This is a genomic window from Microbacterium testaceum (assembly GCF_003075375.1).
Lineage (GTDB): Bacteria > Actinomycetota > Actinomycetes > Actinomycetales > Microbacteriaceae > Microbacterium > Microbacterium testaceum_E.
Genome location: NZ_QDFT01000036.1, coordinates 1 through 24,876 on the forward strand (window position 1 = coordinate 1; position 24,876 = coordinate 24,876).

A 24,876-nucleotide genomic window follows, 5' to 3' on the forward strand; every position below is an offset into this window, starting at 1 on the left:
ACTACGTGCGCATGCGTGTGCTCGGCGATCCCGACGTCCTGCTCCCCGGCGACGTCGCCGGGGAGCAGGACGTCGGGATCGCCGAGCACACGCATGCGCACGTAGTCGGCCGTCCACGGCCCGATCCCGCGCATCGCGAGAAGACGTTCGCGCTGCTCGACGCGGTCGTCGCCGGGCCCGAGGGTCAGTGACCCGTCGGCGAGGGCCGCCGCGGCCTCGACGATCGCGCGCATGCGCGCGGCGGGTCCGCGCAGCACCTCGAGACCGCGCTCGGCGATCACGGCCGGCGGGGGGAACAGGATCGAGGGTGCGGGACCGATGTCGACGCTCTCGCCGAGCTCGGCGGCGAGGCGCCCCTGCATCGTGCGCGCGGACGCCACGCTGATCTGCTGACCGATCATCGCGCGCAGCAGCATCTCGTCGGGGTCGACGGCACCGGGCACCCGCACGCCGGGGATCGCCGCGACCGCCGGGGCGAGCTCGGGATGCTGCGCCAGCGCCTCGTCGACCGCGAGCGGGTCGGCATCGAGGTCGAACAGGCGCCGCACGCGCGAGATGAGCGTGCCGAGGTCGGCGAGCGCAGAGAGACGGGCGCGCAGCCGGAGTCGCCCGTCGTCGGCGAGCCGCACCTCGAACCACACCGGCCCACCGGGCAGGCGCACGACCCGCGAGAAGGAGCGGTCGTCGCCGGCCTCGACGCCCGGGATGGCGTGCGCCCGCATCCACCCGAACAGCCCGACCGTGTCGATGGGGCCGCGCACGGGAAGCGCCAGGTCGATCTCTCCGGCGGACGCCTCGCCGTGCGCGCTCGAGGGTCGGCGCGCGCGCAGGGCGCTGGGCGGCATACCGAAGACCTCGCCGATGGTCTCGGTGAACTGGCGGATGCTCGAGAACCCGGACGAGAACGCCACGTCGGCGGACGACAGGTCGGTGCCCACGAGCAGCGCCCGGGCCGTGTGCGCCCGGTGCGCGCGCGCGAGGGCGAGCGGACCCGCCCCCAGCTCGGCGGCCAGGACGCGGGTGAGGTGACGCGAGGAGTACCCCAGCCGGCTCGCGAGGCCCGGGACCCCCTCGCGATCGACGACCCCATCGGCGATCAGGCGCATCGCCCGCGCGGCGACGTCGGAGCGCACGTCCCACATCGGCGACCCCGGCGCCGCCTCGGGCAGACACCTCTTGCAGGCGCGGTACCCCGCCTCGTGCGCGGCCGCCGAGGTGGCGTAGAAGGTGACGTTCTGCTCGAGGGGCGTCCGCGCCGGACAGCTGGGACGGCAGTAGATGCGCGTCGAGCGCACCGCCGTGACGAACTGCCCGTCGAAGCGCCGATCGCGCGACTGGATCACCCGGTAGCGCTCGGTGAAGCCGGGTGTCAGCGGGCCGGTTCCGGCGCCGGCGGTGGGGGTCATGGCATCCACCCTGCCACCCACCGCCGACATCGGCTGGCGGAAATCGGACACGGCCGTGGGACGGCCGCGCGGTGCGGAGCCGAGCGGCCGTGGGACGACCGCGCGGTGCGGAGCCGACGGTTGTCGAGAGGGACGCCGGTCGGGACCCCGCGGGTCCCGACCGGCGATCGATCAGCCCTCGGCGACTGCGAGACCTCCCGCCGGCACCACGACCGTCACCGAGCCGTCGGCCGAGATGGTGCGCACCATCGTCCCGGACGCGTCGTACACCTCGACCGTGGAGGGCACCCCGTCGGCGCCGATCGTGGTGCGCTGGGGCGCGATGGCGCTGGAGTGCACCAGCTCGGTGCGGGCGTCTCCGCCGAGCACGAGGCGCGAGATCCACGGGCGCACGATGATCCCGTCGAGGGTGAGGCTGCCGCGCAGCGCCGTGACCCGCAAGTCGTCGCCCGACACCGGGGCGGTGAGGGCGTACGGCAGCAGGGCGCCCGGGGTGGGCGAGATGCCCTGCGCGGGACCGGTGATCGTGAGAGCGCCGCCGCCGCGCCACGTCGACCGCGTCGTGGCACCGGGCTCGGTCTTGACGACCGGCTCGATCCACCGCCGCGTTTCCGACGATCCGATGTCCCACGCCGCACTCTGACGAGGCTGCAGGGTCAGGCCGTCTCCCGACCAGCTCGATTCCCCCGTCCACGACGAGTCCGGGGTGAAGACCGTCCCGTCCGTGCGGGTGGCGTCCTCCGCCTCGATGTAGGACAGACCCTCGCGCGCCTCGACCGTGGTCGTCGCGGTGGAGCGGGAGGCGACCTCGGGGTGCGCGTCGAGCGCGATCGCGGTGAGCAGGCCGTGGATGGTCGATTCGGCGCCGCTGTTGCGGTTCACCGTGCCGTCGGGCTGCAGTCCGTCGAAGGTCACTCCGGTCGTCGGGTCGTACATCTGCGCGCCGGCGTGATTGGCGCCGAAGAACCAGGCCGCCTGCATCGCCGCGAGCTGCGCGAACGCCGTGGATCCCGTCGTGTCGGCCAACGCCAGCAGCGACTGCACCCGCGAGTCCGCGCCGTAGGCGATCTGCACCCGGTCGGTGGGGCTGGGGTACCAGCCGTTGTCGGGCCCCCCGGCGGTGAGCAGGGTCGTGGTGAAGCCCGTGGCATCCGCGATGGCGGGCTCGACGAGGGTGTCATCGTCGAACAGGTCGCCGGCGACGGCGAGCGCGGCGGGCATCTGCGAGCCCCAGGCGTGCCACATCGCGGGCGACTGCGCCCACGGGAGCACCGCGCCGTACGGCCACTGCCGGGTGTTCCCGGATGCCATGGCGGCGACCCCCTCGGCGAGCTGTCGCGCCGCGGTGGCCGAGGAGTCGTCGCCCGCCCTCACGGCGGCCGCGAGTCCGAGCACCGCCTCTGCGGACGCGTCGGCGCCGTCGACGATGAGCCACGCCGGTACGCGGACGCCGTCCGACTCGAGGTACTGACCGTACTTCGACAGGACGTCGCGCTCGAGGGCTCCGCGCGACAGGGCGAGACGGTCCCGGAGGAACGCGGCGAAGGCGGGGTCGTCGTCGGCGAAGGCGGCGTATCCCTCTCCGAGCGCCCACACGGTGCGCGCCGTCCAATAGCTCGGACCGGAGTCGGAGGGGTCGGGGAGCTCGACGGGTTCGGCCGAGGGGTTGAGCTCGCCGTCGGGCTGCATCCACAGCACGACGTTGCCCGCCGCGGGGCCCTCGGTCGTCTGGTGGTACGCCACCGTACGCAGCAGCTCGTAGGCCTTGTCGCGACTGGACGCGTCACCGGTCAGCTCCCAGTGCCGCGTGTACACGACGGCGGCACGGGTGGTGTCGTCGGCGTTGAACGCCCCCTGCCCCCAGTCGCCGGTCGCGGGGTCGAGGGGGCCGCCGCCCACGCGTTCGAAGGTGCCGCCGTCGCGGGCGTCGGCGTACGTCCACGGCGCCAGCAGAGTGGGTTCCTCGGCCTGACGGTAGGTCGAGTGCCCGGCGACTCCCGCGGGCGGGGTCGTCTCGTCGAGCAGGAAGTCGAGGTGGTCGAGGTTGGTCAGCGGACCGGATGCCGCGGGGCCCGTCGCCGCAGAGGCCGGTGCGGCGGCGAGGGGGACGGCGAGGACGGCGGTACCGGCGAGGGCCGCGATGCGCGCACTCCATCGTGCGTTCATGGGAGGGGGATCCTTTCGGTGGGACGGTGCACGACCTCTGCACCCCGCTCCCCGCCGCCGGGAACGACGGCGGGTGAGCGAGGCTACAGCAGCCGAGCGCGGGGGTCACGAGTTCTCGACGAACCCGCGACCGCCGTGGACGGACAGAGCCGTCTCGGAGGGCCCGAGACGGCCGCAACCGTCCCGAGCGCGGGGCGGCGCGAGCCGCCCCGCGGAGTCAGTCCGTGCGCTCCAGCAGGGCGACGCCGATCTTGCTGTCGGCCATGCCGTAGAACACGAAGTGGCGACCGTCGACCTCTTCGATCGCGGTGGGGAACACGACGTTGGGCACGATGCCGCTGCGCTCGTCGTCGGTCTCGGGGGCCAGCAGGGGCTCGGGCGTGCGAGCGATCACGCGGCTGGGGTCCTCGGCATCCAGGATCAGCGCACCGGCGGCGTAGTTGACCTTCTGCTGCTGCGAGAAGGCGCTGTCGATCACCCCGGTGACCCCGTGGTGCAGCACGAGCCACCCCTCGGGGATGCGCAGCGGCGGCGGGCCGCCTCCGATCTTGACCTCTTCGAACGGGAACTGCGGCCCCGCCACGAAGCGGTGCTGCTCCCACAGCGCGAGGGCGCCCAGGTCGTCGCGCACCGCCGACAGCGGCACGTAGCTGATCCAGATCGACTGACGCTCGTCCTCGACGCCCGCGGGGACGCGCACCCCCTGGCCGGGCTTGGTCTCGCCGAGGTCCCACATGGGGCGATGCAGCACCGCGAGCGACTCGGTGCCGTCGGGGGCGGTCACCGGCTCGGGGAAGAAGACCGTGTCCTTGTTGTGGAACAGGTTGAGGTCCATGTCGAGGTCGTCCTGGTAGCGGAAGAGCACCGGTCCCAGGCGCCGCCACTCGCGAAGGTCCTCCGACACCGCCACGGCCGTCCGTGGGCCCAGCGGACCGTAGGCGACGTAGGTCATCACGTGCAGGCCGAGGGCGTCGATCCACGTCGTGCGGGGATCCTCGGTGCCGGCGTTGCCGACGCCGCGCTCCCACCCGCGGTCGGGCTGGAGCACGACGCCCTCGCGTTCGACCGAGACGGGCACGCCGTCCTCGATCACGACGCGGGCAAGGCCCACGCGCGAGACGTTGCCGTCGGCCACCAGACGCGGCAGCAGGTACAGCTGACCGTCGGGTCCGCGACCCGAGGCCGGGTTGAGCACGCCCTCGGCCTCGTCGGCGTTGCCGGGCTCGGGGGTCATCACCACACCCACACGTGTGAGGCGGTAGGGGACGGGGGATTCGGGGGTCATTGTCATCCTTTCACTCCGGATCCGAGGTCGTTCGAGGTGAAGTAGCGCTGGAAGATCAGGAACAGCGCCACCGCGGGGGCGGCGAGCACGACGGCGCCGGCCATCATCGCGCCGAAGGGATTGGTGGTGGATGCCGCGATGTTGCTGATGAAGTTGGCCAGCGACACCGCCAGCGGCTGCATCGTGGCGTCCTTCGTGATGAGGAACGGCCAGAGGAACTCGTTCCAGGGGCCGATGAAGGTCAGCAGCACGGCGGTCAGCAGCGCGGGCCGGACGAGCGGCAGGGCGACGCTCCACAGCAGTCGGAACTCGTGGGCGCCGTCGATGCGGGCGGCGTCGAACAGCTCCTTGGGCAGTTGCAGGAAGTACTGGCGGAAGATCACCACCGCCGTGGAGTTGATGAAGAACGGCAGGATCATGCCCAGGTAGCTGTCGCTGAGCCCGTAGTCGCGGGCGATCATGACGTAGAGCGGGATCATCAGCAGCTGGAAGGGGATCACCTGCACCAGCAGCACGAGTGCGAACGTCGCCGAACGACCCCGCCATTTCAGCACCGCGAGCGCGTACCCGGCGAGCACGCCGAACACGATCGTGCCGAGGATCACTCCGCCGGTGAAGATGCCCGAGTTCGCCAGCCCCTGCAGCAGATTGATGCGCCCGTCGATGGCGGTGTAGTTCTCGACGGTGAGGTTGCCCGGGTTCGGGAAGGCCCCCGCGATCGAGGTGTCGGGATTCGTCTGCAGCGACCCCGCGATCATGTAATAGAAGGGGAACAGGAACGCGAGCGCTCCCACGACGAGCACGCCGTACGTGACGATCTTGCTTCTCATGATTCCTCCCTTCCGACGAAGCGGCGCTGCAGCAGCGCGATGACGAGCACGAAGACGATCAGCACCACGCCGATGGCCGCGGCCACGTCGGGGTTCTGCTGCTCGATGCCCTTCTGGTAGATCAGGAGCACGGGCGACGTGGACGCACCATTGGGTCCGCCGCCGCTCGTGAGCAGGTAGGGCTCGGTGAACAGGTTGGCGCCGGTGATGGTCGACAGCAGCACGACGAGGAAGGTCGCGGGGCGCACTCCGGGCACCGTGACCGCGAAGAACTGGCGGATGCGACCGCCGCCGTCCACGGCGACCGACTCGTAGAGCTCGCGCTGGACGTTCTGCAGGGCGGCGAGGTAGAGCAGGATGTAGAACCCCAGCCCCTTCCACGTGACGAAGAGGGCGATCGTCGGCATCGCGAGTGCCGAATTGACCAGCCAGGACGGGTTCGGCGCGAGCGGCCCGAGGACGTTGTTGACCAGTCCGGTGTTCGAGAACAAGAACAACCACACGGCGACGACGGCGACGGATGCCGTGACGTAGGGCACGTAGAACGCCACCCGGAAGAAGGTGCGGGCCCGGACCACGCGGTCCAACGCCGTCGCCAGCAGGATCGACAGCACCACCGTCAACGGGACGTTGATGAGCAGGAAGACGCCGACGTTGCCGAACGCGCGCCACACGTCCGGGTCGGTGAGGGCGGTGACGTAGTTGTCCAGCCCCACGAAGGGCCGCTCGACGTTCGCGCCCGGCGCGGTGAAGAAGTAATCGTGGAACGACATCCACACCGCGAAGACGATCGGGTACGCGAAGACGACACCGATGAAGACCAGGTAGGGAGCGGAGAACAGGATGCCGAGCGGCTGAGCACCGAACGGACGGCGGCGCTTGCGGCCGGCATCCGCCGCTCCCCCCGCACGACCGGGTCGGCCGGGGTCGCCCCCGGTCCGCCCGGGCGTGCGGGTGAGGTCGACGGTCATGTCACTTCCCCGCCGCGAGCTGATCGATCCGGGTCTTGGCATCCGAGAGGAACGTGTTCACGTCGCCCTCGCCGAAGATGACCGCCTTCGAATAGTCATCGCGGAACGCCTGCCAGATCTCGACGGAGTTCTGCACGTTCGGCACCTCGACCGTGCGCGCGGCCTGATCGCCGAACTGCTCGTACGAGGGGTTGGCGGCGAAGTAGTCGGCGTAGGTCGAGGTGAGGTCGGTGCGCAGCGGCATCTGACCGGTCTCGTCGAGCCAGGCGCCGTCCTGCTCCTCGCTCGTGGCGAACTTCAGCACATCCCACGCGGTCGCCTTGTTCTCGCACGCGGTGAACAGGCCGACGTTCTTGGCGTCGCTGAAGGTCCACGTGTCGGACGCGGCGGTGCCCTTCTCGGTCGGGACGGGCACCGACCCCCAGTTCACCTTGTCTTTGTAGACCGAGATGGCCCACGGGCCCACGATCGCCATCGCGGCCTTGCCGTCGGCGAACGCGTCGCCCTGGTACTGCTCGTTGCCCGCGAGTCCGTCGGCGTAGACCGTTCGCCAGAAGTCGGCGACGGCCTGTCCGTCCGCGTCGTCGAAGGTGGCCTGACCGTCCTCGACGAGCTGCTTCCCCCCGGTCTGCGCGGCGTAGAGCGGGTAGAAATCGAACCAGGACTGGAAGAACTCGCTCGTCGGCGCCGGGTTGATGGCGTAGTCGGACACTCCCGCGGCCTTCAGCTTCTGCGACGTGGCGAGGAACTGGTCGTAGGTGGACAGCTGCGGGTTCTCGGGGTCGAGTCCCGCCTGCGCGAAGAGGTCCTTGTTGTAGAAGATCATGACCGGGTTGCTCTTCCACGGCAGCTGGTAGAAGCCGCCGTCGTCGGAGCGGTACTGCTCGGCGAGGTCGCCGCTGCGGTCGGTGATGTACTGCTCGCCGTCCGGGAAGTCCGAGAGGTTCACGAGCCCGCCCTGGCGCTCGAAGCCCGGGACGGCCGCGGGCGAGGTGTTGAAGATCAGGCACGGGGCGTTGCCGGCGGTGATGGCCGCGCCGATCACCTCTTCGCTCGAGGACCCCGCGGGGATCTCCTGCGCGGTGATCTGCTGGTCGGGGTTGGCGTCGTTCCATGCCTTCACCATCTGCTCGCCCCACGCGATCTCGGCGTCGTTGTTCGAGTACCAGATCGTGATCGGGCCGCGGGCGTCCATGCCCCCGGTCGCCCCTCCCCCGCCGCTGCAGGCGGACAGGGCCAGGACGCCGGTGGCGGCGAGGGCAGTGGTCAGAATGCGTCGTCGCATGTCTTCCTCCTTGTGAGAGCGGGTGTCACCCGCGGTGCGTCAAGCGGTCTGTGTCCCGGCGCGGGGTGCTGCCGTCGAGGCGCGCACGATCAGGCGGGGGTCGGGGAGCATTCGGGCTTCGGCGGGAGCGCCGGTCGTCGCCGCCAGCAGCGCGCGGGCCGCGGCCGCTCCCCATCCACGGGCGTCGGTGGCGACGCTGGTCAGCGCCGGAAAGAGGTGGCGGCCGATCTCGGCGTCGTCGAACCCCGTGAGGGACAGGTCGCGCGGCACGATCAGGCCGCGGCGCTGCGCCCGGCCGAGGCCGGCGATCGCCATGTTGTCGTTCGAGTAGACGATCGCGGTCGGGGGGATGTCGGCATCCAGCAGGGCATCGGTCGCCCGCGCGCCGTCGGCCGCGCTGAAGTCGGTCGCCACGACACGTGACCGGATGCCGCGGGCGGCGGCGGCCCGCTCGAAGGCGTCCGCGCGACTGCGCCCGTGCAGCATGCCCGCGGGGCCGGCGACGTGGGCGATGTCGGTGTGACCGAGGTCGGCGAGGTGGTCGACCGCGAGCCGGATGCCGGCACCGTCGTCGACGGACACCGAGGTGAAGGGGCTCGCGACATCGGGGACGCCGAGGGTGACGGCGGCGATGCCGAGCTCGGCGACGAGGGCGATGCGGGGATCGTCGGCGCGCAGGTCCGAGAGGATGACGCCGTCGACGCGGCGGTCGGCGACCAGTCCGCGGTAGGTGTCCTCTTCGTGGCGTCCGGGGGTCGCGGCGGCCAGAACGAGGACCTGGCCCGAGATCGAGAACTCGTCCTCGACGCCGGCGATGAACGACGGGAAGAACGGGTCGGCGGCGATGACGTCGGGGCTGCGACCGATCACGAGGCCGCACGCGAACGCCCGACCGACGCTCAGCGAGCGCGCGCGCAGACTGGGGCTGAACCCCATGTCGGCGGCGACGGCGAGGATGCGATCCCGCGTCTCGGCGGCCACGCCCGCGCGGCCGTTCAGCGCGAAGGAGACGAGCCCCTTGCTGACGCCGGCGCGGCGCGCGACATCGGCGATGGTGGGGCGCGTGTCGTTCGTCATCCGTCACTCCGTCGTGGCCAGGTCCGGTCTAAACCGGTTCAGTAGACTCACTCTAAACCGGTTCAGAAGGGGGCGTCAACCCTTCGCCGCGAGCCGTCGACCCGCAACGCGGTGTGCGCAACCCCCGCGCGATGTCGGACACCCTGAGTAGCGTGAGCCGCATGAGCGAACGCGAATACGACCTCATCGTCATCGGAGCGGGCCCTGTCGGCGAGAACGTCGCCGACCGCGCCGTCCAGGCGGGCCTGACCGCCGCCATCGTCGAGTCCGAGCTCGTCGGCGGCGAGTGCTCGTACTGGGCGTGCATGCCGTCCAAGGCCCTGCTGCGCAGCGCCGCCGCGTTGCGCGCCGCGCGCGACGTCGACGGGGCGAAGCAGGCGGTGACCGGCGACCTCGACGTCGCCGCCGTCCTGCGCCGCCGCGACAGCATGACCAGCAACTACGACGACTCGGGCCAGGTGCAGTGGCTGCAGGGCGCGGGCATCGACCTCGTGCGGGGCCACGGCACACTCACGGGCGAGAAGACGGTGCGCGTCACCGCCGCCGACGGCTCCACCACCGACCTCGTCGCCCGGCACGCGGTCGCCGTGTGCACCGGGTCGGCCGCACTTCTGCCCGACATCCCGGGCCTCGCCGACATCGCCCCCTGGACCAGTCGCGAGGCCACCGCGGTCGAGCAGGTGCCGGCGTCGCTCGCCATCCTCGGCGGGGGCGTCGTGGGCGCCGAGATGGCCACGGCCTTCCAGAGCCTCGGCACCGACGTCACGCTCATCGCCCGCTCGGGCCTGCTCGGCGGCAACGAGCCGTTCGCCGGCGAGCTCGTGGCATCCGCCCTGCGCGACCGCGGCGTCACCGTGAAGCTGGGCGCCGACGCCACCGCGGCGCGTCGCGACGACGACGGCCGCGCCGTGCTCGAGCTGTCGGACGGCACGACGGTGACCGCCGATGAGGTGCTCGTCGCGGTCGGACGCACGCCCCGCACGCAGGATCTCGGACTGGATGCCGTGGGCCTCACCCCCGGCGACTGGATCGACGTCGACGACACCCTGCGCGTGCGCGGCTCCGACTGGCTGTACGCCGTGGGCGACGTCAACCACCGCGCGCTGCTCACGCACCAGGGCAAGTACCAGGCCCGCGCGGCGGGCGACGTCATCGCCGCACGCGCACAGGGCGCCGAGATCGACGACGCACCGTGGGGTGCACACGTCGCCACCGCCGATCACGACGCCGTCCCGCAGGTGACCTTCACCGACCCCGAGGTCGCCTCGGTCGGCCTCACCGCGAAGAAGGCCGAAGAGCAGGGTCTGAACGTCAAGGTGCTCGACTACGACCTCGCGAGCATCGCCGGGTCGAGCGAGCAGTCCGACGCCTACGTCGGTCAGGCACGGGCGATCGTCGACCTCGACCGGCACGTGCTCGTCGGCGCGACGTTCGTCGGCCCCGACATCGCCGAACTGCTGCACTCCGCGACGATCGCGATCGTCGGCGAGGTGCCGATCAAGCGCCTGTGGCATGCGGTGCCGTCGTATCCGACGGTCAGCGAGGTGTGGCTTCGCCTGCTCGAGACCCTGGGGCGCGACTCGGCCTGAGCGCGCGGCGCGCACGGACCTCTGCCGAGCGCCGTGGTGTGCCCGTCGCCTTTCGCCCGGGGCGTCGCTCCCCCGTCCGGTCGGGACGCACACGGCGTAGGGTCGCACCATGTCACGCTCCGTCGCGCTGATCCGCGGGGTCGGCGGGCCCACGGCCCTGAAGATGGCCGCGCTGCGCGCGGTGTTGGCTTCCGCGGGTCTGGGCGAGGTCGAGACACTGCAGGTCGCCGGAAACGTCGTTCTCGACGACGGGGGACGCTCCCCCGGACAGATAGCGGGGCTCGTGCGCGACGCCGTCCGCGGGGCCTTCGGCTTCGACCTGCCCGTCATCGTGCGCACCCACGCCGAGCTCGCCGCTGCGCACACGCGGAACCCCTTCGCCGACGCCGCCGAGGGGCGGTGGGTGCAGACCGTGTTTCTCGCCGAGCCCGCCCGGAACACGGTGCTCGAGCTCCCCGCGGACGCGCCGGAAGAAGCCGTGGTCGACGGCCGTGAAGTGTTCGTGCGTTACCCCGAGGGCATCGGCGGGTCCAGGGTGCAGGCGGGCTACATCGAGAAGCGACTCGGCGTCGTCGGCACCGCGCGCAACGCCAACACCGTCGCGAAGCTCATCGCGATGAGCGCGTGAGCGCCGCGGCATCCATCGACTCGCCAGGCACGGGCACCGCCCGCCCGGTCGAGCGCTGACGAATCGTCACGGCGATCGCCGCGCACGCGATGACCGCGAAACCGCCGACGACGGTGGCGAGCGTGAGGGGTTCGCCGAGCACGAGCGCCGCCCAGCCCAATGACAGCACCGGCTGGGCGAGCTGCAGCTGACTGACGCGCGCCATGGGTCCGATCGCGAGTCCGCGGTACCACGCGACGAACCCGAGGAACATGCTGACAACCGCGAGGTAGGCGAACGATCCCCATGCGGTGGGGTCGGCGTCGATCGGCGTGCGGATCGCGGCGACGAGGGTGAGGCCGATCATCACGGGGCTCGCCAGCACGAGGGCCCACGAGATCGTCTGCCACGCGCCGAGTTCACGCGAGAGCACCCCGCCCTCGGCATACCCCGCGGCCGCTGCGACGACCGCCCCGAGCAGCAGCAGGTCCGTGGCACGCAGCCCTCCGCCGCCCGATCCGCCGACCGCGAAGACCACCGCGACGACGGCCCCGATCGCGGCCGCGATCCAGAATGCCCGGCCGGGTCGCTCGCGCGTGCGGAGCACCGCGGCCATCGCGGTGGCAGCAGGCAGCACAGCGATCACGACCGCACCATGGCTGGCGGGGGCCGAGGTCAGGGCGAACGAGGTCAGCAGCGGAAACCCGAGCACCACTCCGCCGCCGACGATCGCGAGACGCGCGGCCTGCCGAGCCGACGGCATCCGCGAGCGCGTCACCGCGAGCGCGACCGCCGCGATCGCCGCAGCCACGACGGCGCGGCCCGCCCCCACGAAGAGCGGATCGAGTTGCACGACGGCGACGCGGGTGAAGATGACGGTGAACGAGAACGCCAGCACGCCGATCCCGCCCCACACGAGGCCTCGTCGTGACCCGGATCCGGATGCTGATGGCATCCACCCACCCTGCGGGGCACGGTGCCGGGTCCGCGCGGTCCAATCGCCCCCGCGTGGCCTGCGCTTCGCACCCTCTGGTTTGGGGCGCGCTCTTCCGTTCGGGGCGCAGATCTCACGCCCCGAACGGTGAAACGCGCCCCAAACCCCGCCCCGCGGTGGGCGACGGCTCAGTGGAAGAAGTGGCGCTCGCCCGTGAAGAACATCGTCACGCCGGCCGCGCGCGCGGCGTCGATGACCTCGGCATCCCGCACGGAGCCCCCGGGCTGGATGATCGCCGAGATCCCCGCGTCGATCAGCACCTGCGGCCCGTCGGCGAAAGGGAAGAAGGCATCGGATGCCGCGATCGAGCCGGCCGCGCGGTCGCCGGCGCGCTCGACGGCCAGTCGGCAGGAGTCGACGCGGTTGACCTGGCCCATGCCGATGCCGACCGTCGCCGAGCCCTGCGCGAGGACGATCGCGTTGGACTTGACCGCGCGGCAGGACTTCCACGCGAAGATCAGGCTCTCCATGTCGGCCTCGGCGGGACGCTCGCCCGAGACGAGCTTCCAGTCCTTGGCGACCGACTCGATGTCGGCGGGGAAGCGGTCGGCGTCCTGCAACAGCAGGCCGCCCGAGACCAGGCGCACGTCCATCGGCTCCTGCTTCCAGTCGGCGGGGAGCCGCAGCACGCGCAGGTTCTTCTTGAGCTTGAACACCTCGAGCGCCTCGGGCTCGAAGTCGGGGGCGATGATGACCTCGGTGAAGATGTCGCGCAGGTTCTCGGCCATCTTCAGCGTCACGGTGCGGTTCGCCGCGATCACTCCGCCGAACGCCGACACGGGGTCGCACTCGTGCGCGCGCAGGTGCGCCGAGGCGATGGGGTCGAGGGCGTTGGGCGCGGCGACGGCGATCCCGCAGGGGTTCGCGTGCTTGATGATCGCGACCGCCGGCTTGACCATGTCGAAGGCCGCGCGAAGCGCCGCGTCGGCGTCGACGTAGTTGTTGTACGACATCTCTTTACCCTGCAGCTGCGTGGCCTGGGCGATGCCGTGGCCTCCGACGCGCGAGTAGATCGCGGCGCGCTGGTGCGAGTTCTCGCCGTAGCGCAGGGTCGACAGGCGCTCGGCCTGGATCGTCAGGTGCGCGGGCAGGTCGATGTCGTCGCCCAGGGTGCCCTCGGCGAACCAGGTCGACACGGCGGTGTCGTACGCGGCGGTGTGCGAGAAGGCACGGGCGGCGAGCTCGCGGCGCTGCACGAGGGTCGTTCCGCCCTGGGCCTGCAGCGCGTCGATGATGGCGGGGTAGGACTCGGGCGAGACGACGATGGCGACGTTCGCGTGGTTCTTGGCCGACGCGCGCACCATGGCGGGGCCGCCGATGTCGATCTGCTCGACGACGTCGTCGCCCTCGGCACCGGATGCCACGGTCTCGACGAACGGGTACAGGTTGACCACGACGAGTTCGAAGGGCCGGATGCCGAGGTCCTCGAGCTGCGCCTCGTGCGAGGCCAGACGCAGGTCGGCGAGGAGCCCCGCGTGCACGTTCGGGTGCAGCGTCTTGACGCGCCCGTCGAGCGACTCCGGAAAGCCGGTCACGGCGGACACGTCGGTGACGTCGTACCCGGCCTCGCGCAGCAGCGTGGCCGAGCCGCCGGTGGAGACGATCTCGACGCCGGCCGCCGCGAGAGCGGTCCCGAGCTCGAGAAGGCCGGTCTTGTCGCTGACCGACACCAGCGCGCGGCGGATCGGGACGACGTCGCGGGGACGGTAGTCGGCGGGGTCGTGGCGGGGTCCGGCCATGGCGTGCGGCTCCTGTGTCTCGAGTCGGGTTCGTTCGCGGCGGACGAGTGCCCGCCGCGCGGTCAGGCGGTTCGGGATGCCGCGGCGGCGAGGTCGAGCTCGCCCTCGGCGATGCGGCGCACGACGTCGATCAGCAGGCGCCGTTCGACGGGCTTGATGCGCTCGTGCAGGGTGTCCTCGGTGTCGCCGGGCAGGACGGGGATGCGCTCCTGCGCGAGGATCGGTCCGGTGTCGACGCCGGAGTCGACGACGATCACGCTCGCCCCCGTCTGCGTGGCCCCGGCGGCCAGCGCGTCGCGCACGCCGTGCGCGCCCGGGAACTCCGGCAGGTACGCGGGGTGGGTGTTGATGATGCGCGGCTCCCACGCGGCGACGAGGTCGGCCGGCAGCAGGCGCATGAGACCGCTCAGCACGACGAGGTCGGGCTGCCACACGGCCAGCTGCGCACCGAGCTCGGCACCCCATTCCTCGCGCGAGGCGAACGCGTCGTACGCGACGAGGAAGCTCGGGATGCCGAAGTGCTCGGCGTGGGCGAAGCCGTCGGCCTCGCGGTCGGCACCGACCACGACCACGCGCGCGGGGAAGTCGGGGGCAGAAGCCGCCTCGAGCAGGGCGCGGAGGTTCGAGCCGGTGCCGGAGATGAGGACGGCGACCGTGAGCACGCGCTCAGTCTACGCAGGTGCGTCGGCGGGGTCCGCTCAGCGCGTGCGCTCGGGGTCGTCGTCCGCCCACGCGGCGCGGATGCGCTCGCGCACCTCGTCGTCTGTCGGCGACACGGGGCCCGTGTCGTCGGCATCCGGGTCGCGGTAGGTGCTCGGCCAGGCCTCCGAGGCGATGCCGCGGCCGGGGACCGGGGCGGTGGGCGCCGGGCCCGTCATGTGCTGGTCGCGGTCGAAAGGTTCGTGCGCGCGGGTGGGGAACGAGAACGCGGGCACCTCGTCGTGCACGGGGAAGTCATCGTCGTACGCGCCGGCCCGGGGGCTCAGCAGCAGGATCGAAAGACCCACCAGGGTCTCGACGCCGAGGGCCAGCGCGAGGGGGCCGGGCTGCGGCCCGGTCTCGGCGAGACGCCCCGGTCCGATCGACCCCGCCGAGGCCACGGCGATGAGCGCGCCGACCCCGCCGGTGAGCACGGCGACCGAGAGGGCGACGACCAGGCGGGGCCCCACCGGCTCGGGTCCGTCGGTCCGCGGCATCCGGGATCGCAGGATCCCACCGGTCAGCGCCCCCACGGCGACGGGCAGCAGCACGAGCAGCAGCAGCCACGACGAGGTCGTGTCGGGGATCGCTCCGAGCACCGGGATGCCGGGGAGCGCACCCACCTGCGTCGCGGCGGGCGTGATCGCGGTGTCGGTGCCGAGGGCGAAGCCGGGGCCGGCGGTGAAGGCGACGGCCCAGAGCACGAGCGTCGGCAGGTACACGAGCTGGCCGAGGGCGATGACGGTCGCGCCGATGCCGTCGGCGTTGCTCGCCTGGTACAAGCCGATCACCTGCGTCGAGCGCGCGACGAGTCCCGCCACCACGACCACTCCCCCGACGGCCACCAGGCCGAGGGTCGTCAGCGCGACCCCGCGCAGGGCGAGCTCGGGAACGCCGCTCCAGGTTCGCGGCATCCGCTGGATCTGCGCCCGCAGCGCGTCGACCGGGCCGTCGTCGCCCACGCGCCACGAACCCACGAACGCCCCCACCAGCGACGGCACGACGAACAGCAGGGAGGGCAGCAGGATCGACGGCCAGAGCTCCGACGACACCAGGGGGGCGTTCGCCGTGAACGCGACGAGCGCGGCAAGGGCGGCGAAGACGATCGAGCCGGACACCCAGCCGGTGACCGCGGCGCCCGCCTCGGCGGCGCGCGAACCCGAGCGGGCGGCGAACAGCGCCGTGAACGCGGCGAACGCGAGAGGCGCGAGCGAGAGGCCGATCGTCGCGAACGACGGGTCGATCCCCGTCGCGGCCAGGTAGGTGTCGGGGAGGGTCACGGTCACGGGGACGAAATGCCCGAGGTGCCAGATCGCGGCCGAGGTGGGCCAGAGCGCACCCCACTGCGGGTCGCCGATGCCGAACACCCACAACAGGGTGAGGGGCGCGAGCACCACGGCGATTCCGCCCGCGGCGGCGAGCACCGCGTCGAGGGCGGCGAGAAGGGCGACGAGAAGGCGATGCATGGGCGTGTGGAACCTTACCCGCGCCCTCTCGGAGGGTCGCTCAGGCGCGGCGGCGAGACCCCGACACGAGAGCGCGCGGTCGGTCGAGCCACCGCGCCGGCGTCGCGGCGGGCGCTGGCGCGGCGGTCGCGGACGCGGCGGGCACGGACGCGACGGGCGCGGCGGGCACGGACGCGACGGGCGCGGGCGCCCCCGTCTCCCGGCGCGCGTCGCGCCACCTCTCCCACACGATCGTCGCGAGCCGCGGATCGGCGCCGATCGGGGCCGAGGTCAGGTCGGCGTCCGCCTTCTCGATGACACGCGAGAAGTGGCCGGGCGCGAGCACGTAGCTCGCCGCGACGGTGCGCGCACCCTCGGCACGTGCGGCCGCCACGGCATCGGGGATGCGGGGCTCGGATGCCGCGGCGTACGCCGTCACGATCGGGCCGGGCGCGCCGGCATCCGCCATCATCGCCGCCACACGCTCGACGTCGACCACGGCCCCCGGGCGCGTCGACCCGGCGGCGGCGAGCACGATCGTGTCTCCCTCGGCGGCGCCGACGGCGCGGACCCGATCGAGCAGGATCTCGGCCAGGAGCGGGTGCGGACCCAGCGCCGGGGCGATGGGCAGGCCCTCGGCCGCCTCGACCAGGTCGACCTCGGTGTGATACCCCGTCGACAGCAGCAGCGGCACGATGACGATGTCGGACGTGCGGGCGCGGGCCTCGGCGACCACGTCGGTCACGAAGGGACCGTGCACGTCGACGTACGCCTCGAGCACCTCGACGTCCGCGGGTGCGGTGTCGCGCAGCACGTCGAGCAGGGCCCGTACGACCTCGCGCCCCTCGTCGTAACGCGTGCCGTGGGCGCAGGCGATGAGCACCGCGGTCATGAGTCCTCCTCGTCGATCACGTCGAGCCGGTATCCGCGTTTGTACACGGTGCGGATCAGGTCGGTCCCGCCGAGCGCCTCGCGCGTGCGGGCGACGGCGACCTCGACGGCGTGACCGCTGGCCTCGGTGCTCGACAGCGCCGCCAGCAGCTCGGTGCGCGACACCACGGTACCCGGCGCCTTCGCCAGCGCCCGCAGGATCTCGACCCCCGTGCGCGGCACGGGCACGAACCGCCCGTCGAGCACGACCCCCGAGGAGCGGATGCCGAGCGCCCCGGCCGTCGTGGCGATCAGCGGCGCATCGACCCCGCCGTAGTGCGTGACCACGGCGCGCACGAGGGCTCCCAGACGACCGCGGTCGGGCACGAGGGGCACGATGCCGGCGTCGAGCAGGGGGCCCGCCGTGATCGGCCCCACGGCCGCGACGAGCACCTGGCCGCTCCGAGCACGGGATGCCACCCCGCCCAGCGCGTCCGCGCGCTCGGCGGCGAGAATCCACTCGCGGGCGGCCGGGGCCGAGGTGAACAGCACGGCGTCGATCTCGCCCCGCGCGACCTGGCGGGCCGAGGCGGCGACGGCCTCGGGGTCGGGCGGCGGGCCCCAGCGGTAGATGGTCAGACTCGTCACGCGAGCGCCGGCCGCCTCGAAGGCCTCGTCGAGCCCGTCGGCGCCGGACCCGTGGTGCTGCACGGCGACGTGCAGGCCCGCGATCCCCTCGGCGACGAGGAAGTCGCGCAGCTCGGCCGAGGTCTCGCTCTCGGCCACCCAGTCGGCCTCGAACCCGGCCTGCTGGATCGCCCCGCGCGCCTTCGGACCGCGTGCCACGATCCGCGCGCTGCGCAGCACCGCGCTCAGCTCGTCGTGCAGGCCCGCCTCGTCGGCGGTCTCCATCCAGCCGCGGAAGCCCACGCCGGTGGTGGCGACGACGACGTCGGGCGGGTCGGCGACGAGGCGGCGCGTGGCCGACACGAGCTCGTCGTCGTCGACGTGCGGGATGATCGTCAGCGCCGGGGCGACGCGCACCCGCGCGCCGTGTCTCTCGAGCGCGGCCGACAGCTCTCCCGACCTCCGGTCCACGGGCAGCAGCACGGTGCATCCGAGGAGCACCGTGCTGATCGTCCGCGCGGGTGCCGTCACCCGACGCCCTCGGCGTGGGCGGCGGCGGGCAGCAGCAGGTCGGCCCGCGCGACCTCGCCGAACACCAGCACCGCCGGGTTCGACAGGCGGTGGGTCTCGGCATCCTGGACCGCCGTCGCCAGCGTGGTGCGGATCGTGCGCTGCGCGGGCGTGTGGCCGTTCTCGACGAAGGCGACGGGGCGCGTCCCCGGAGCACCGGCAGCCCGGGCCGCGGCGACGAAGCGCGGCAGGGCGCTCACGCCCATGAGGGCCACGACGGTCGCGGTGTCGTCGCGCAGGGCCGCGAGGGTGGCCTCGCTCGGGACGTCCTGACCGTTCACGAGATGCAGCGTAGCGGCGACGCCCCGGTGCGTGACGGGGACGCCCGCCGCGGACGGCACGGCGATCGCGCTCGAGATGCCCGGAACGACCTCGACCGGGATGCCGGCCGCCCGGCACGCCAGTACCTCCTCGCCGCCCCGACCGTAGACGAAGGGGTCGCCGCCTTTCAGCCGCACGACGCGCAGCCCCCGAGCCGCGCGGTCCACGAGGATCGCGTTGATCTCGTCCTGCGGCACGGGATGGTGCTGCGGGCGTTTGCCGACGTCGACCAGTTCGACGTCGTCGCCCAGTTCGGCGAGCACGCCGGTGGGTCCGAGGCGGTCGTGCACGACGACGTCGGCCTCGGCCAGCAGCGCGCGGGCGCGCACGGTGAGCAGGTCGACCGGGCCGGGACCGCCGCCGACGAGCGCCACGCTCCCCACGAGCGGGCGACGTCGACGGCGGAGCGGAAGGGCGCCCTCGGCGAGGCGCTGGGCGATCGCGTCGCGCACGGCGACGCTGCGGCGGGGGTCGGCCCCCGCGGTCGAGACGACCCCGACCATGACGTCGCCGCTGGTCGTCTCGGCGGCCAGGCGCGCGGTGCCCTTGCCGCCGTGCCCGGCGTTGACGCACCACACGCGACGGGCCTCGGCGGCCTCGACGACGGCCGCGTCGACCGACGCCGACCCGGTCGCGGTGTGGCAGAACCATGCGTCGTCGAGGTCGCCGGCCTCGAAGGCGCGGGCGCGCCAGTCGATGTCGCCCGCCGCGGCGAGCGCCGCGAGGGCGCCGGTGACGGCGGGGGCGATCACGCGCACCCGGGCGCCGGCGGCGCGCAACCGGGCGATCCGTCGCTCGGCGACGCCGCCACCGCCGACGCACACGACGAGCTTGTCGGTGAGGTCCAGTCCTGCCAGAGCGATCATCGGGGGTCTCCTCCTGCGCCGGCGGCGTCGGCCGCGGGGGCGATTCTGACGAACACGTCGCCGTCGGTCACGGCCACCGGGTGCACGCGGACGGACCGCGACTCGGCGCCCTGCGCGTCCAGGCAGACGCCGGTGCGCAGGTCGAAGACCTGCTTGTACATGGGGGATGCCACCGTGGGCACGCCCGCGCGGTCGCCGACGATTCCGCGCGAGAGGATGGCCGCCCCGCTGTACGGGTCGATCTGGTCGGTGGCGAAGAGGCGTCCGTCGAAGGTGCGGAACAGCGCGATCTGCCGCGCGCCGACGAGGGCGGCGGCCCCTCGCTCGACCAGCAGGTCGTCGACGCGGCACACGCGCACCCACCCGGCGGAACCGTCCACCGCGTCCGTTGCGCCGCCGCGGGGCGCCGGGGGCGTGGCATCCGTCATGAGGTCCGCGTCCGTCGCGTCCACGGTGGTCATGAGCGCACCGCCAGGGTCGTGCCGCCGATGAACACCGCACCCGACGAACGCTCCTCGGTCGTGGCGGGGCGGGGCTGACCCCGTTCGCTCACGTAGGCGAGCGTGGGGTCGGCCGTGTCGGGGGCGTTGACGAAGCTCTGGAACCGCTTGAGTTTCTCGGGATCGGCGAGGGTCGCCGCCCACTCGTCCTCGTAGGTGTCGACGTGCGCGGCCATCGCGCGGTCGAGGTCGTCGGCGATGCCGAGGGTGTCGTCGAACACGACGCCCTTCAGCGCGTCGAGGCCGCCCTCGTAGTCCTGCATCCAGGGAGCGGTGCGCTGCAGGCGGTCGGCGGTGCGGATGTAGAACATCAGAAAGCGATCGATCGCCCGCAGCAGCCCGTCATCGTCGAGGCCCTCGGCGAACAGCACCGCATGGCGCGGGGTGAAGCCGCCGTTGCCGCCGACGTACATGTTCCAGCCGGCCTCGGTCGCGATGACCCCGACGTCTTTGCCGCGGGCCTCGGCGCACTCGCGCGCGCAGCCCGAAACGCCAAACTTGATCTTGTGCGGCGAGCGCAGGCCCCGGTAGCGCAGCTCGAGGCGCACGGCCATGCCGACCGAGTCCTGCACGCCGTAGCGGCACCACGTCTGACCGACGCACGACTTCACGGTGCGCAGCGCCTTGCCGTAGGCCTGCCCCGATTCGAACCCGGCGTCGACCAGGCGCTTCCAGATCTCGGGCAGCTGCTCGAGGCGGGCGCCGAACATGTCGATGCGCTGACCGCCGGTGATCTTCGTGTAGAGCCCGAAGTCGCGGGCCACCTCGCCGATCACGACGAGGCCCTCGGGGGTGATCTCACCGCCCGCGATGCGCGGCACGACGCTGTAGGTGCCGTCGCGCTGGATGTTCGCCATGACGTGGTCGTTGGTGTCCTGCATCGTGGCGAGCTCGCCGTCGAGCACGTGTCCGGCGTACAGGCTGGCCAGGATGCTCGCGAGGGCCGGCTTGCAGATGTCGCAGCCGCGGCCGGTGCCGAAGCGCTCGACGATCGCGGTGAACGTCGTGAGCCCCGAGATGCGCACGGCGTCGAAGAGCTGCGCCCGGGTGAACGAGAAGTGCTCGCACAGGCCGTTCGAGACTTCTTTTCCGGATGCCGCGAGCTCGCTCGCGACGAGCTTCTTGACGAGGATGAAGCACGAGCCGCACGCCGCGCCCGCCTTCGTGCACGCCTTGACCTCGGCGGCGTCCGCGCAGGCGTGCGCGGTCACGGCGTCGCGCACCGTCCCGGCGGTGACGCCGTTGCACGAGCACACGATGGCATCCGCCGGCAGCTCGCCCTGCGCGGCCGGCGCGAGACCCTCGGGCAGCAGGTACGCGGCGGGGTCGCCCCCGAGAGCGCGACCCACCAGGGGGCGCAGCGAGGTGTACGCCGACGCATCGCCGACGAGGATGCCGCCGAGCAGCGTCTGCGCGTCATCGCTCAGCACGAGTTTCTTGTACACGCCCGACACCGGGTCGGCGTAGGTGACGTCGAGGGCGTTCGGGGTCTCGGCGAACGCGTCGCCGAAGCTCGCGACCTCGACGCCCGACAGCTTGAGCTTGGCCGAGGTGTCGAACCCGTCGAACGCGGCCTCACCCCCCAGCAGGCGGGTCGCGGCGACCTCGGCCATCGCGTAACCCGGGGCGACCAGACCGATGCACTGGCCGTCGAAGCTCGCCACCTCGCCGATCGCGAGGATCGCGGGGTCGGACGTGTCGCAGCCGGCGTCGATGACGACCCCGCCCCGCGCGTCGACCGCGAGCTCGGCCCCGCGGGCGAGTTCGTCGCGGGGGCGGACGCCGACCGTGAAGACGACGATGTCGACGGCCTCCCACGTGCCGTCGCGCAGCTCCAGGCCGCACACGGCGCCGGTCTTGTCGGCATCCACGCGGGTCGTCACCGACTGCGTGCGCACCTCGATCCCGCGCGCCTCGATGAGCCGCTGCAACGTCTTCGCGCCGCCCAGGTCGAGCTGCGCCGACATGAGCCGCTCGTTGGACTGCAGGACGAAGGGCGAGACACCCTCGGCCTGCAGCGCCCCGGCGGCCTCGAGGCCGAGCAGCCCCCCGCCGACGACCGCGCCGCGCAGGGGGCGGCCCAGCTGCGCCGAGCGCTGCGCGACCCAGGCACGCATGCCGGCGACGTCGTCGAGGGTGCGGTACACGAAGCAACCGCGGTGATCGAAGCCGTCCAGGGCGAGGCGCGCGGCGTACGACCCCGTCGCCAGCACGAGCCGGTCGTACCGGTGGGTCGCTCCGCCCGCGGTGATGACGGTGCGGTGGGCGCGGTCGATGCGGGTGACGCGCGCGTCGGTGTGCACCCGCACCCGCTCGTGATCGAGGACGGCGGGGTCGAGCGCGAGCTCCTCGGGCGTCTTGCCGGCGAACACCCCGGTCAGGCCGACCCGGTCGTAGGGGCCGCGCGCCTCGTCGCCGAGCACGGTGATCGACCAGCGGCCGTCGACGTCGCGGCTGGTGAGACTTTCGACGAAGCGGTGGGCCACCATCCCCGCACCGACGACCACGACGGATCCGGACGACGCGGGGTGGAGCATCCCGTCACGGTAGGCGGCGGAGTTTGCCGCGGCGTCAGGGGCGTGTTTCGTTCCGGTTGCGGGGTGCGAGCGGGCCATGCCCCGACGCTAGGCAGCCGAGGTTTCCCCCGGCCTCGCCCCGGCGTTACCCCCGGCGAACGTTTCTCTCACGCGACCGCGCCCGCCCTGTGAGGTTTGGATGCCGGCATCCCCTCCCCCCTCCCCCTCCCCCTCGCCTCACGTCGAGTGTCCAGAACACGCCGCGTGCCGCGAGGGCGTCGCGGCATGTCTTGGACACTCGACGCCTTCCCCCGGGGGGGCGGGGGCGGGGGGCGGGGGCGCCGGGGGGGGCGGGGCGGGGGGCGGGGTCAGTCGACCGGCTCGAGGACGAACAGCTCGATGCGCCGCTCGGTCTTCTTCTGGTACTCGTCGTAGTCGGGCCAGACGTCGGTCGCGTAGCCCCACCACTCGTCGCGCTCGGCCCCCTCGGCCATGTGCGCCTCGTACTCCTTCTTCACGTCGCCGTCCTGCAGCGCGACGCGGGAGTTCTTCACGAGGTTGAAGTACCACGCCGGGTGGTCGGGAGCACCACCCTTGGATGCCACGACGGCGTACTTGCCGTCGTGCTCGACGCGCATCAGCGCGGTCTTGCGCAGACCGCCCGTTTTGGCGCCGACGGTGGTGAGGACGATGATGGGTACGCCCCGCATGTCGGCGGACTCCTGGCCCCCCGTGGCTTCGTAGGTCTCCGCCTGGGTGCGGGCCCATTCGCTGGTGCTGGGTAGATACTCTCCTGAGAGTGACATAGCTCACACGATACGTCGGCGTCTCCCCCTCCGGTCCAGACCCTCCCCCTCTTTCCTGGAGCCCTTCATGAGCGCTTCCGCTCCCGAGACCACCACCGTTCCCGCACCGAAGAACCGTCTCGACAAGTTCTTCGAGATCACGGCGCGCGGCTCGACCGTCAGCGCCGAGATCCGCGGCGGTGTCGTCACCTTCGTGACGATGGCGTACATCGTCATCCTGAACCCGATCATCCTGTCGGGCACCCCCGACGTCTCGGGCAACGCCCTCGGCTTCCCGCAGGTCGCCGCGGTGACCGCCCTGACGGCGGGCGTCATGACGATGCTGTTCGGTCTGGTGACGCGGCTGCCGTTCGCGTTCGCCGCGGGACTGGGGATCAACTCGTTCCTCGCCGTCGGCATCGTGGGCGAGGTCACGTGGCCCGAGGCGATGGGGCTGGTCGTCATCAACGGCCTCATCATCGTGCTGCTCGCGGTCACGGGCCTGCGCCGCATGATCTTCGAGGCGGTGCCGCTCGCGCTCAAGACCGCGATCACGGTCGGCATCGGTCTGTTCATCGCCTTCATCGGCTTCGTCGACAGCGGCCTGGTCACCTCGACCGGGCTGAGCTCTCCCCCGGTCGGCCTGGGTGTCGGCGGGTCGATCGCGACCATCCCGACGGCCCTGTTCGTGCTCACGCTCGTCATCACCGCCGTGCTGTTGGTGCGCAAGGTCAAGGCGGCCCTGCTGATCGGCCTGCTCTCGGGCACCGTCATCGCCGTGATCGTCGAGGCGGTCGCCGGGCTCGGCGCCAAGGCCGACGGCAACGCCGGCGGCTGGGGTCTGACCGTCCCGACGCTTCCCGCCCAGTGGGTGAGCCTGCCCGACCTGTCGCTCGTGGGCCAGGTCGACCTGGCCGGCTCGTTCGGCCGCATCGGCGTGCTCGCCGCGCTGATGCTCGTCTTCACGCTGGTGTTCACCAACTTCTTCGACGCGATGGGCACGATGACGGGACTCTCGCGCGAGGCCGGCCTCGCCGCCCCCGACGGCACCTTCCCCCGCCTGCGATCGGCGCTGGTCATCGAGGGCATCGGCGCCGTCGCCGGTGGTGCCACGTCGTCGTCGTCGAACACCGTCTTCATCGAGTCGGGCTCGGGCATCGGCGAGGGCGCGCGCACGGGTCTCGCGAACGTCGTGACGGGCGGACTGTTCCTGCTGGCGATGTTCTTCACGCCGCTGACGAGCATCGTCCCGAGCGAGATCGCCGCCGCGGCGCTGGTCATCGTGGGTGCGCTGATGATGGCGCAGATCCGCCACGTCGACCTGAGCGACCTGTCGGTGCTCATCCCGGTGTTCCTCACCGTGACGGTCATGCCGCTGACCTACTCGATCGCGAACGGCATCGGCGCGGGCTTCGTCAGCTGGGTGCTGATCCAGGCCCTCTCGGGTCGCGCGCGTCGGGTCAGCCCGCTGCTGTGGATCGTCGCCGCCGGCTTCGTCGTCTTCTTCGCCCGCGGCCCGGTGGAGTCGCTGCTCGGCTGATCGCCGCCGCTCTTCGGGGCCTGGATGCCACGGCATCCGGGCCCCGTTCCGTCGCTGCTGCCGCGGCCCGGGGGCGGACGGCGCCGAACCCGCACCCCCTCGTCGAGGACGCACCGGTCGGTCGCCCCTCCCCCGCGGTCTCGACGATCGCGCACGGTCTCGCGGTACCCCCCCCCCCCCCCCCCCGC

The 24,876-nt window shown here is 72.5% G+C and carries 20 protein-coding genes; 3 read left to right on the forward strand and 17 right to left on the reverse strand.

The features are described from left to right. The 7 genes from DC432_RS12680 to DC432_RS12710 all read right to left on the reverse strand — a co-directional run. The coding region (locus DC432_RS12680; RefSeq protein WP_133177938.1) for an AlkA N-terminal domain-containing protein at window positions 1–1,406 on the reverse strand (1,406 nt) is incomplete at its 3' end. Window positions 1,407–1,577: 171 nt separating this feature from the next. Beyond that, the gene (locus DC432_RS12685) at window positions 1,578–3,572 is read right to left on the reverse strand and encodes a hypothetical protein (protein WP_116538184.1); all 1,995 of its coding nucleotides are present in this window, start codon (window positions 3,570–3,572) and stop codon (window positions 1,578–1,580) included. Window positions 3,573–3,789: 217 nt separating this feature from the next. After that, a complete protein-coding gene (locus DC432_RS12690; RefSeq protein ID WP_116538185.1) occupies window positions 3,790–4,857 on the reverse strand; it encodes a glycoside hydrolase family 130 protein in 1,068 nt (355 codons plus the stop codon). Window positions 4,858–4,859: 2 nt separating this feature from the next. After that, a complete protein-coding gene (locus tag DC432_RS12695) occupies window positions 4,860–5,687 on the reverse strand; it encodes a carbohydrate ABC transporter permease (RefSeq protein ID WP_116538186.1) in 828 nt (275 codons plus the stop codon). Further along, complete coding sequence (locus DC432_RS12700) at window positions 5,684–6,658, reverse strand: carbohydrate ABC transporter permease (RefSeq protein ID WP_116538187.1); 975 nt, start codon at window positions 6,656–6,658, stop codon at window positions 5,684–5,686. The genes DC432_RS12695 and DC432_RS12700 overlap by 4 nt, the downstream gene beginning before the upstream one ends. A 1-nt stretch (window position 6,659) precedes the next feature. After that, on the reverse strand, window positions 6,660–7,943 hold the full coding sequence (locus DC432_RS12705; protein ID WP_116538188.1) for an extracellular solute-binding protein: 1,284 nt from the start codon (window positions 7,941–7,943) through the stop codon (window positions 6,660–6,662). A gap of 39 nt (window positions 7,944–7,982) precedes the next feature. Next, window positions 7,983–9,020, reverse strand: a complete 1,038-nt coding sequence (locus DC432_RS12710; protein WP_116538189.1) for a LacI family DNA-binding transcriptional regulator — start codon at window positions 9,018–9,020, stop codon at window positions 7,983–7,985. A gap of 161 nt (window positions 9,021–9,181) precedes the next feature. Between DC432_RS12710 and DC432_RS12715 the strand changes: the two genes are divergently transcribed. Next, window positions 9,182–10,609: a dihydrolipoyl dehydrogenase family protein gene (locus tag DC432_RS12715; protein WP_116538201.1), complete on the forward strand. Its 1,428-nt coding sequence runs from the start codon at window positions 9,182–9,184 to the stop codon at window positions 10,607–10,609. Window positions 10,610–10,718: 109 nt separating this feature from the next. Continuing rightward, complete coding sequence (locus DC432_RS12720; protein ID WP_116538190.1) at window positions 10,719–11,237, forward strand: DUF1697 domain-containing protein; 519 nt, start codon at window positions 10,719–10,721, stop codon at window positions 11,235–11,237. On the opposite strand, the gene DC432_RS12725 is transcribed toward DC432_RS12720, so the two are convergent. From DC432_RS12725 to DC432_RS12770, 10 genes are all read right to left on the reverse strand, one after another. Then, window positions 11,218–12,171 carry a DMT family transporter gene (locus DC432_RS12725; protein ID WP_116538191.1) on the reverse strand — a complete coding sequence of 318 codons (954 nt, stop codon included), beginning with the start codon at window positions 12,169–12,171 and terminating at the stop codon, window positions 11,218–11,220. The two genes, DC432_RS12720 and DC432_RS12725, sit on opposite strands and share 20 nt — an antisense overlap. Window positions 12,172–12,338: 167 nt before the next feature. Further along, a complete protein-coding gene (purH, locus tag DC432_RS12730; RefSeq protein WP_116538192.1) occupies window positions 12,339–13,949 on the reverse strand; it encodes a bifunctional phosphoribosylaminoimidazolecarboxamide formyltransferase/IMP cyclohydrolase in 1,611 nt (536 codons plus the stop codon). A gap of 62 nt (window positions 13,950–14,011) precedes the next feature. Then, complete coding sequence (gene purN / locus DC432_RS12735; protein ID WP_116538193.1) at window positions 14,012–14,611, reverse strand: phosphoribosylglycinamide formyltransferase; 600 nt, start codon at window positions 14,609–14,611, stop codon at window positions 14,012–14,014. A gap of 36 nt (window positions 14,612–14,647) precedes the next feature. Further along, complete coding sequence (locus DC432_RS12740) at window positions 14,648–16,114, reverse strand: cell division protein PerM (protein ID WP_116538194.1); 1,467 nt, start codon at window positions 16,112–16,114, stop codon at window positions 14,648–14,650. 40 nt (window positions 16,115–16,154) lie between these two features. After that, window positions 16,155–16,985, reverse strand: coding sequence for a sirohydrochlorin chelatase (locus DC432_RS12745; protein WP_116538195.1), 831 nt, complete (start codon window positions 16,983–16,985; stop codon window positions 16,155–16,157). Continuing rightward, the gene (locus tag DC432_RS12750) at window positions 16,982–18,121 is read right to left on the reverse strand and encodes a uroporphyrinogen-III synthase (protein ID WP_116538196.1); all 1,140 of its coding nucleotides are present in this window, start codon (window positions 18,119–18,121) and stop codon (window positions 16,982–16,984) included. The genes DC432_RS12745 and DC432_RS12750 overlap by 4 nt, the downstream gene beginning before the upstream one ends. Further along, window positions 18,118–19,347, reverse strand: coding sequence for a uroporphyrinogen-III C-methyltransferase (gene cobA, locus DC432_RS12755; protein ID WP_116538197.1), 1,230 nt, complete (start codon window positions 19,345–19,347; stop codon window positions 18,118–18,120). The genes DC432_RS12750 and cobA overlap by 4 nt, the downstream gene beginning before the upstream one ends. After that, complete coding sequence (gene nirD, locus DC432_RS12760; RefSeq protein WP_431739685.1) at window positions 19,344–19,808, reverse strand: nitrite reductase small subunit NirD; 465 nt, start codon at window positions 19,806–19,808, stop codon at window positions 19,344–19,346. The genes cobA and nirD overlap by 4 nt, the downstream gene beginning before the upstream one ends. Then, window positions 19,805–22,384 (reverse strand): nitrite reductase large subunit NirB, encoded by a 2,580-nt coding sequence (gene nirB, locus DC432_RS12765; protein ID WP_116538198.1) that lies wholly within the window; start codon window positions 22,382–22,384, stop codon window positions 19,805–19,807. Before nirB ends, nirD begins: the two co-directional genes overlap by 4 nt. A gap of 347 nt (window positions 22,385–22,731) precedes the next feature. Continuing rightward, window positions 22,732–23,169 carry a nitroreductase family deazaflavin-dependent oxidoreductase gene (locus DC432_RS12770; RefSeq protein WP_116538199.1) on the reverse strand — a complete coding sequence of 146 codons (438 nt, stop codon included), beginning with the start codon at window positions 23,167–23,169 and terminating at the stop codon, window positions 22,732–22,734. A 67-nt stretch (window positions 23,170–23,236) separates the two neighbouring features. Between DC432_RS12770 and DC432_RS12775 the strand changes: the two genes are divergently transcribed. Beyond that, window positions 23,237–24,688, forward strand: coding sequence for an NCS2 family permease (locus DC432_RS12775; RefSeq protein ID WP_116538200.1), 1,452 nt, complete (start codon window positions 23,237–23,239; stop codon window positions 24,686–24,688). The last annotated feature ends 188 nt before the right edge of the window (window positions 24,689–24,876 follow it).

Bases quoted from the DNA above. Each gene is read 5' to 3' on its own strand.
- DC432_RS12685 (WP_116538184.1), bottom strand. From the start codon at position 3,572: ATGAACGCACGATGGAGTGCGCGCATCGCGGCCCTCGCCGGTACCGCC.
- DC432_RS12690 (WP_116538185.1), bottom strand. From the start codon at position 4,857: ATGACCCCCGAATCCCCCGTCCCCTACCGCCTCACACGTGTGGGTGTG.
- DC432_RS12695 (WP_116538186.1), bottom strand. From the start codon at position 5,687: ATGAGAAGCAAGATCGTCACGTACGGCGTGCTCGTCGTGGGAGCGCTC.
- DC432_RS12700 (WP_116538187.1), bottom strand. From the start codon at position 6,658: ATGACCGTCGACCTCACCCGCACGCCCGGGCGGACCGGGGGCGACCCC.
- DC432_RS12705 (WP_116538188.1), bottom strand. From the start codon at position 7,943: ATGCGACGACGCATTCTGACCACTGCCCTCGCCGCCACCGGCGTCCTG.
- DC432_RS12710 (WP_116538189.1), bottom strand. From the start codon at position 9,020: ATGACGAACGACACGCGCCCCACCATCGCCGATGTCGCGCGCCGCGCC.
- DC432_RS12715 (WP_116538201.1), top strand. From the start codon at position 9,182: ATGAGCGAACGCGAATACGACCTCATCGTCATCGGAGCGGGCCCTGTC.
- DC432_RS12720 (WP_116538190.1), top strand. From the start codon at position 10,719: ATGTCACGCTCCGTCGCGCTGATCCGCGGGGTCGGCGGGCCCACGGCC.
- DC432_RS12725 (WP_116538191.1), bottom strand. From the start codon at position 12,171: ATGCCATCAGCATCCGGATCCGGGTCACGACGAGGCCTCGTGTGGGGC.
- purH (WP_116538192.1), bottom strand. From the start codon at position 13,949: ATGGCCGGACCCCGCCACGACCCCGCCGACTACCGTCCCCGCGACGTC.
- DC432_RS12740 (WP_116538194.1), bottom strand. From the start codon at position 16,114: ATGCATCGCCTTCTCGTCGCCCTTCTCGCCGCCCTCGACGCGGTGCTC.
- DC432_RS12745 (WP_116538195.1), bottom strand. From the start codon at position 16,985: ATGACCGCGGTGCTCATCGCCTGCGCCCACGGCACGCGTTACGACGAG.
- cobA (WP_116538197.1), bottom strand. From the start codon at position 19,347: ATGATCGCTCTGGCAGGACTGGACCTCACCGACAAGCTCGTCGTGTGC.
- nirD (WP_431739685.1), bottom strand. From the start codon at position 19,808: ATGACCACCGTGGACGCGACGGACGCGGACCTCATGACGGATGCCACG.
- nirB (WP_116538198.1), bottom strand. From the start codon at position 22,384: ATGCTCCACCCCGCGTCGTCCGGATCCGTCGTGGTCGTCGGTGCGGGG.
- DC432_RS12770 (WP_116538199.1), bottom strand. From the start codon at position 23,169: ATGTCACTCTCAGGAGAGTATCTACCCAGCACCAGCGAATGGGCCCGC.
- DC432_RS12775 (WP_116538200.1), top strand. From the start codon at position 23,237: ATGAGCGCTTCCGCTCCCGAGACCACCACCGTTCCCGCACCGAAGAAC.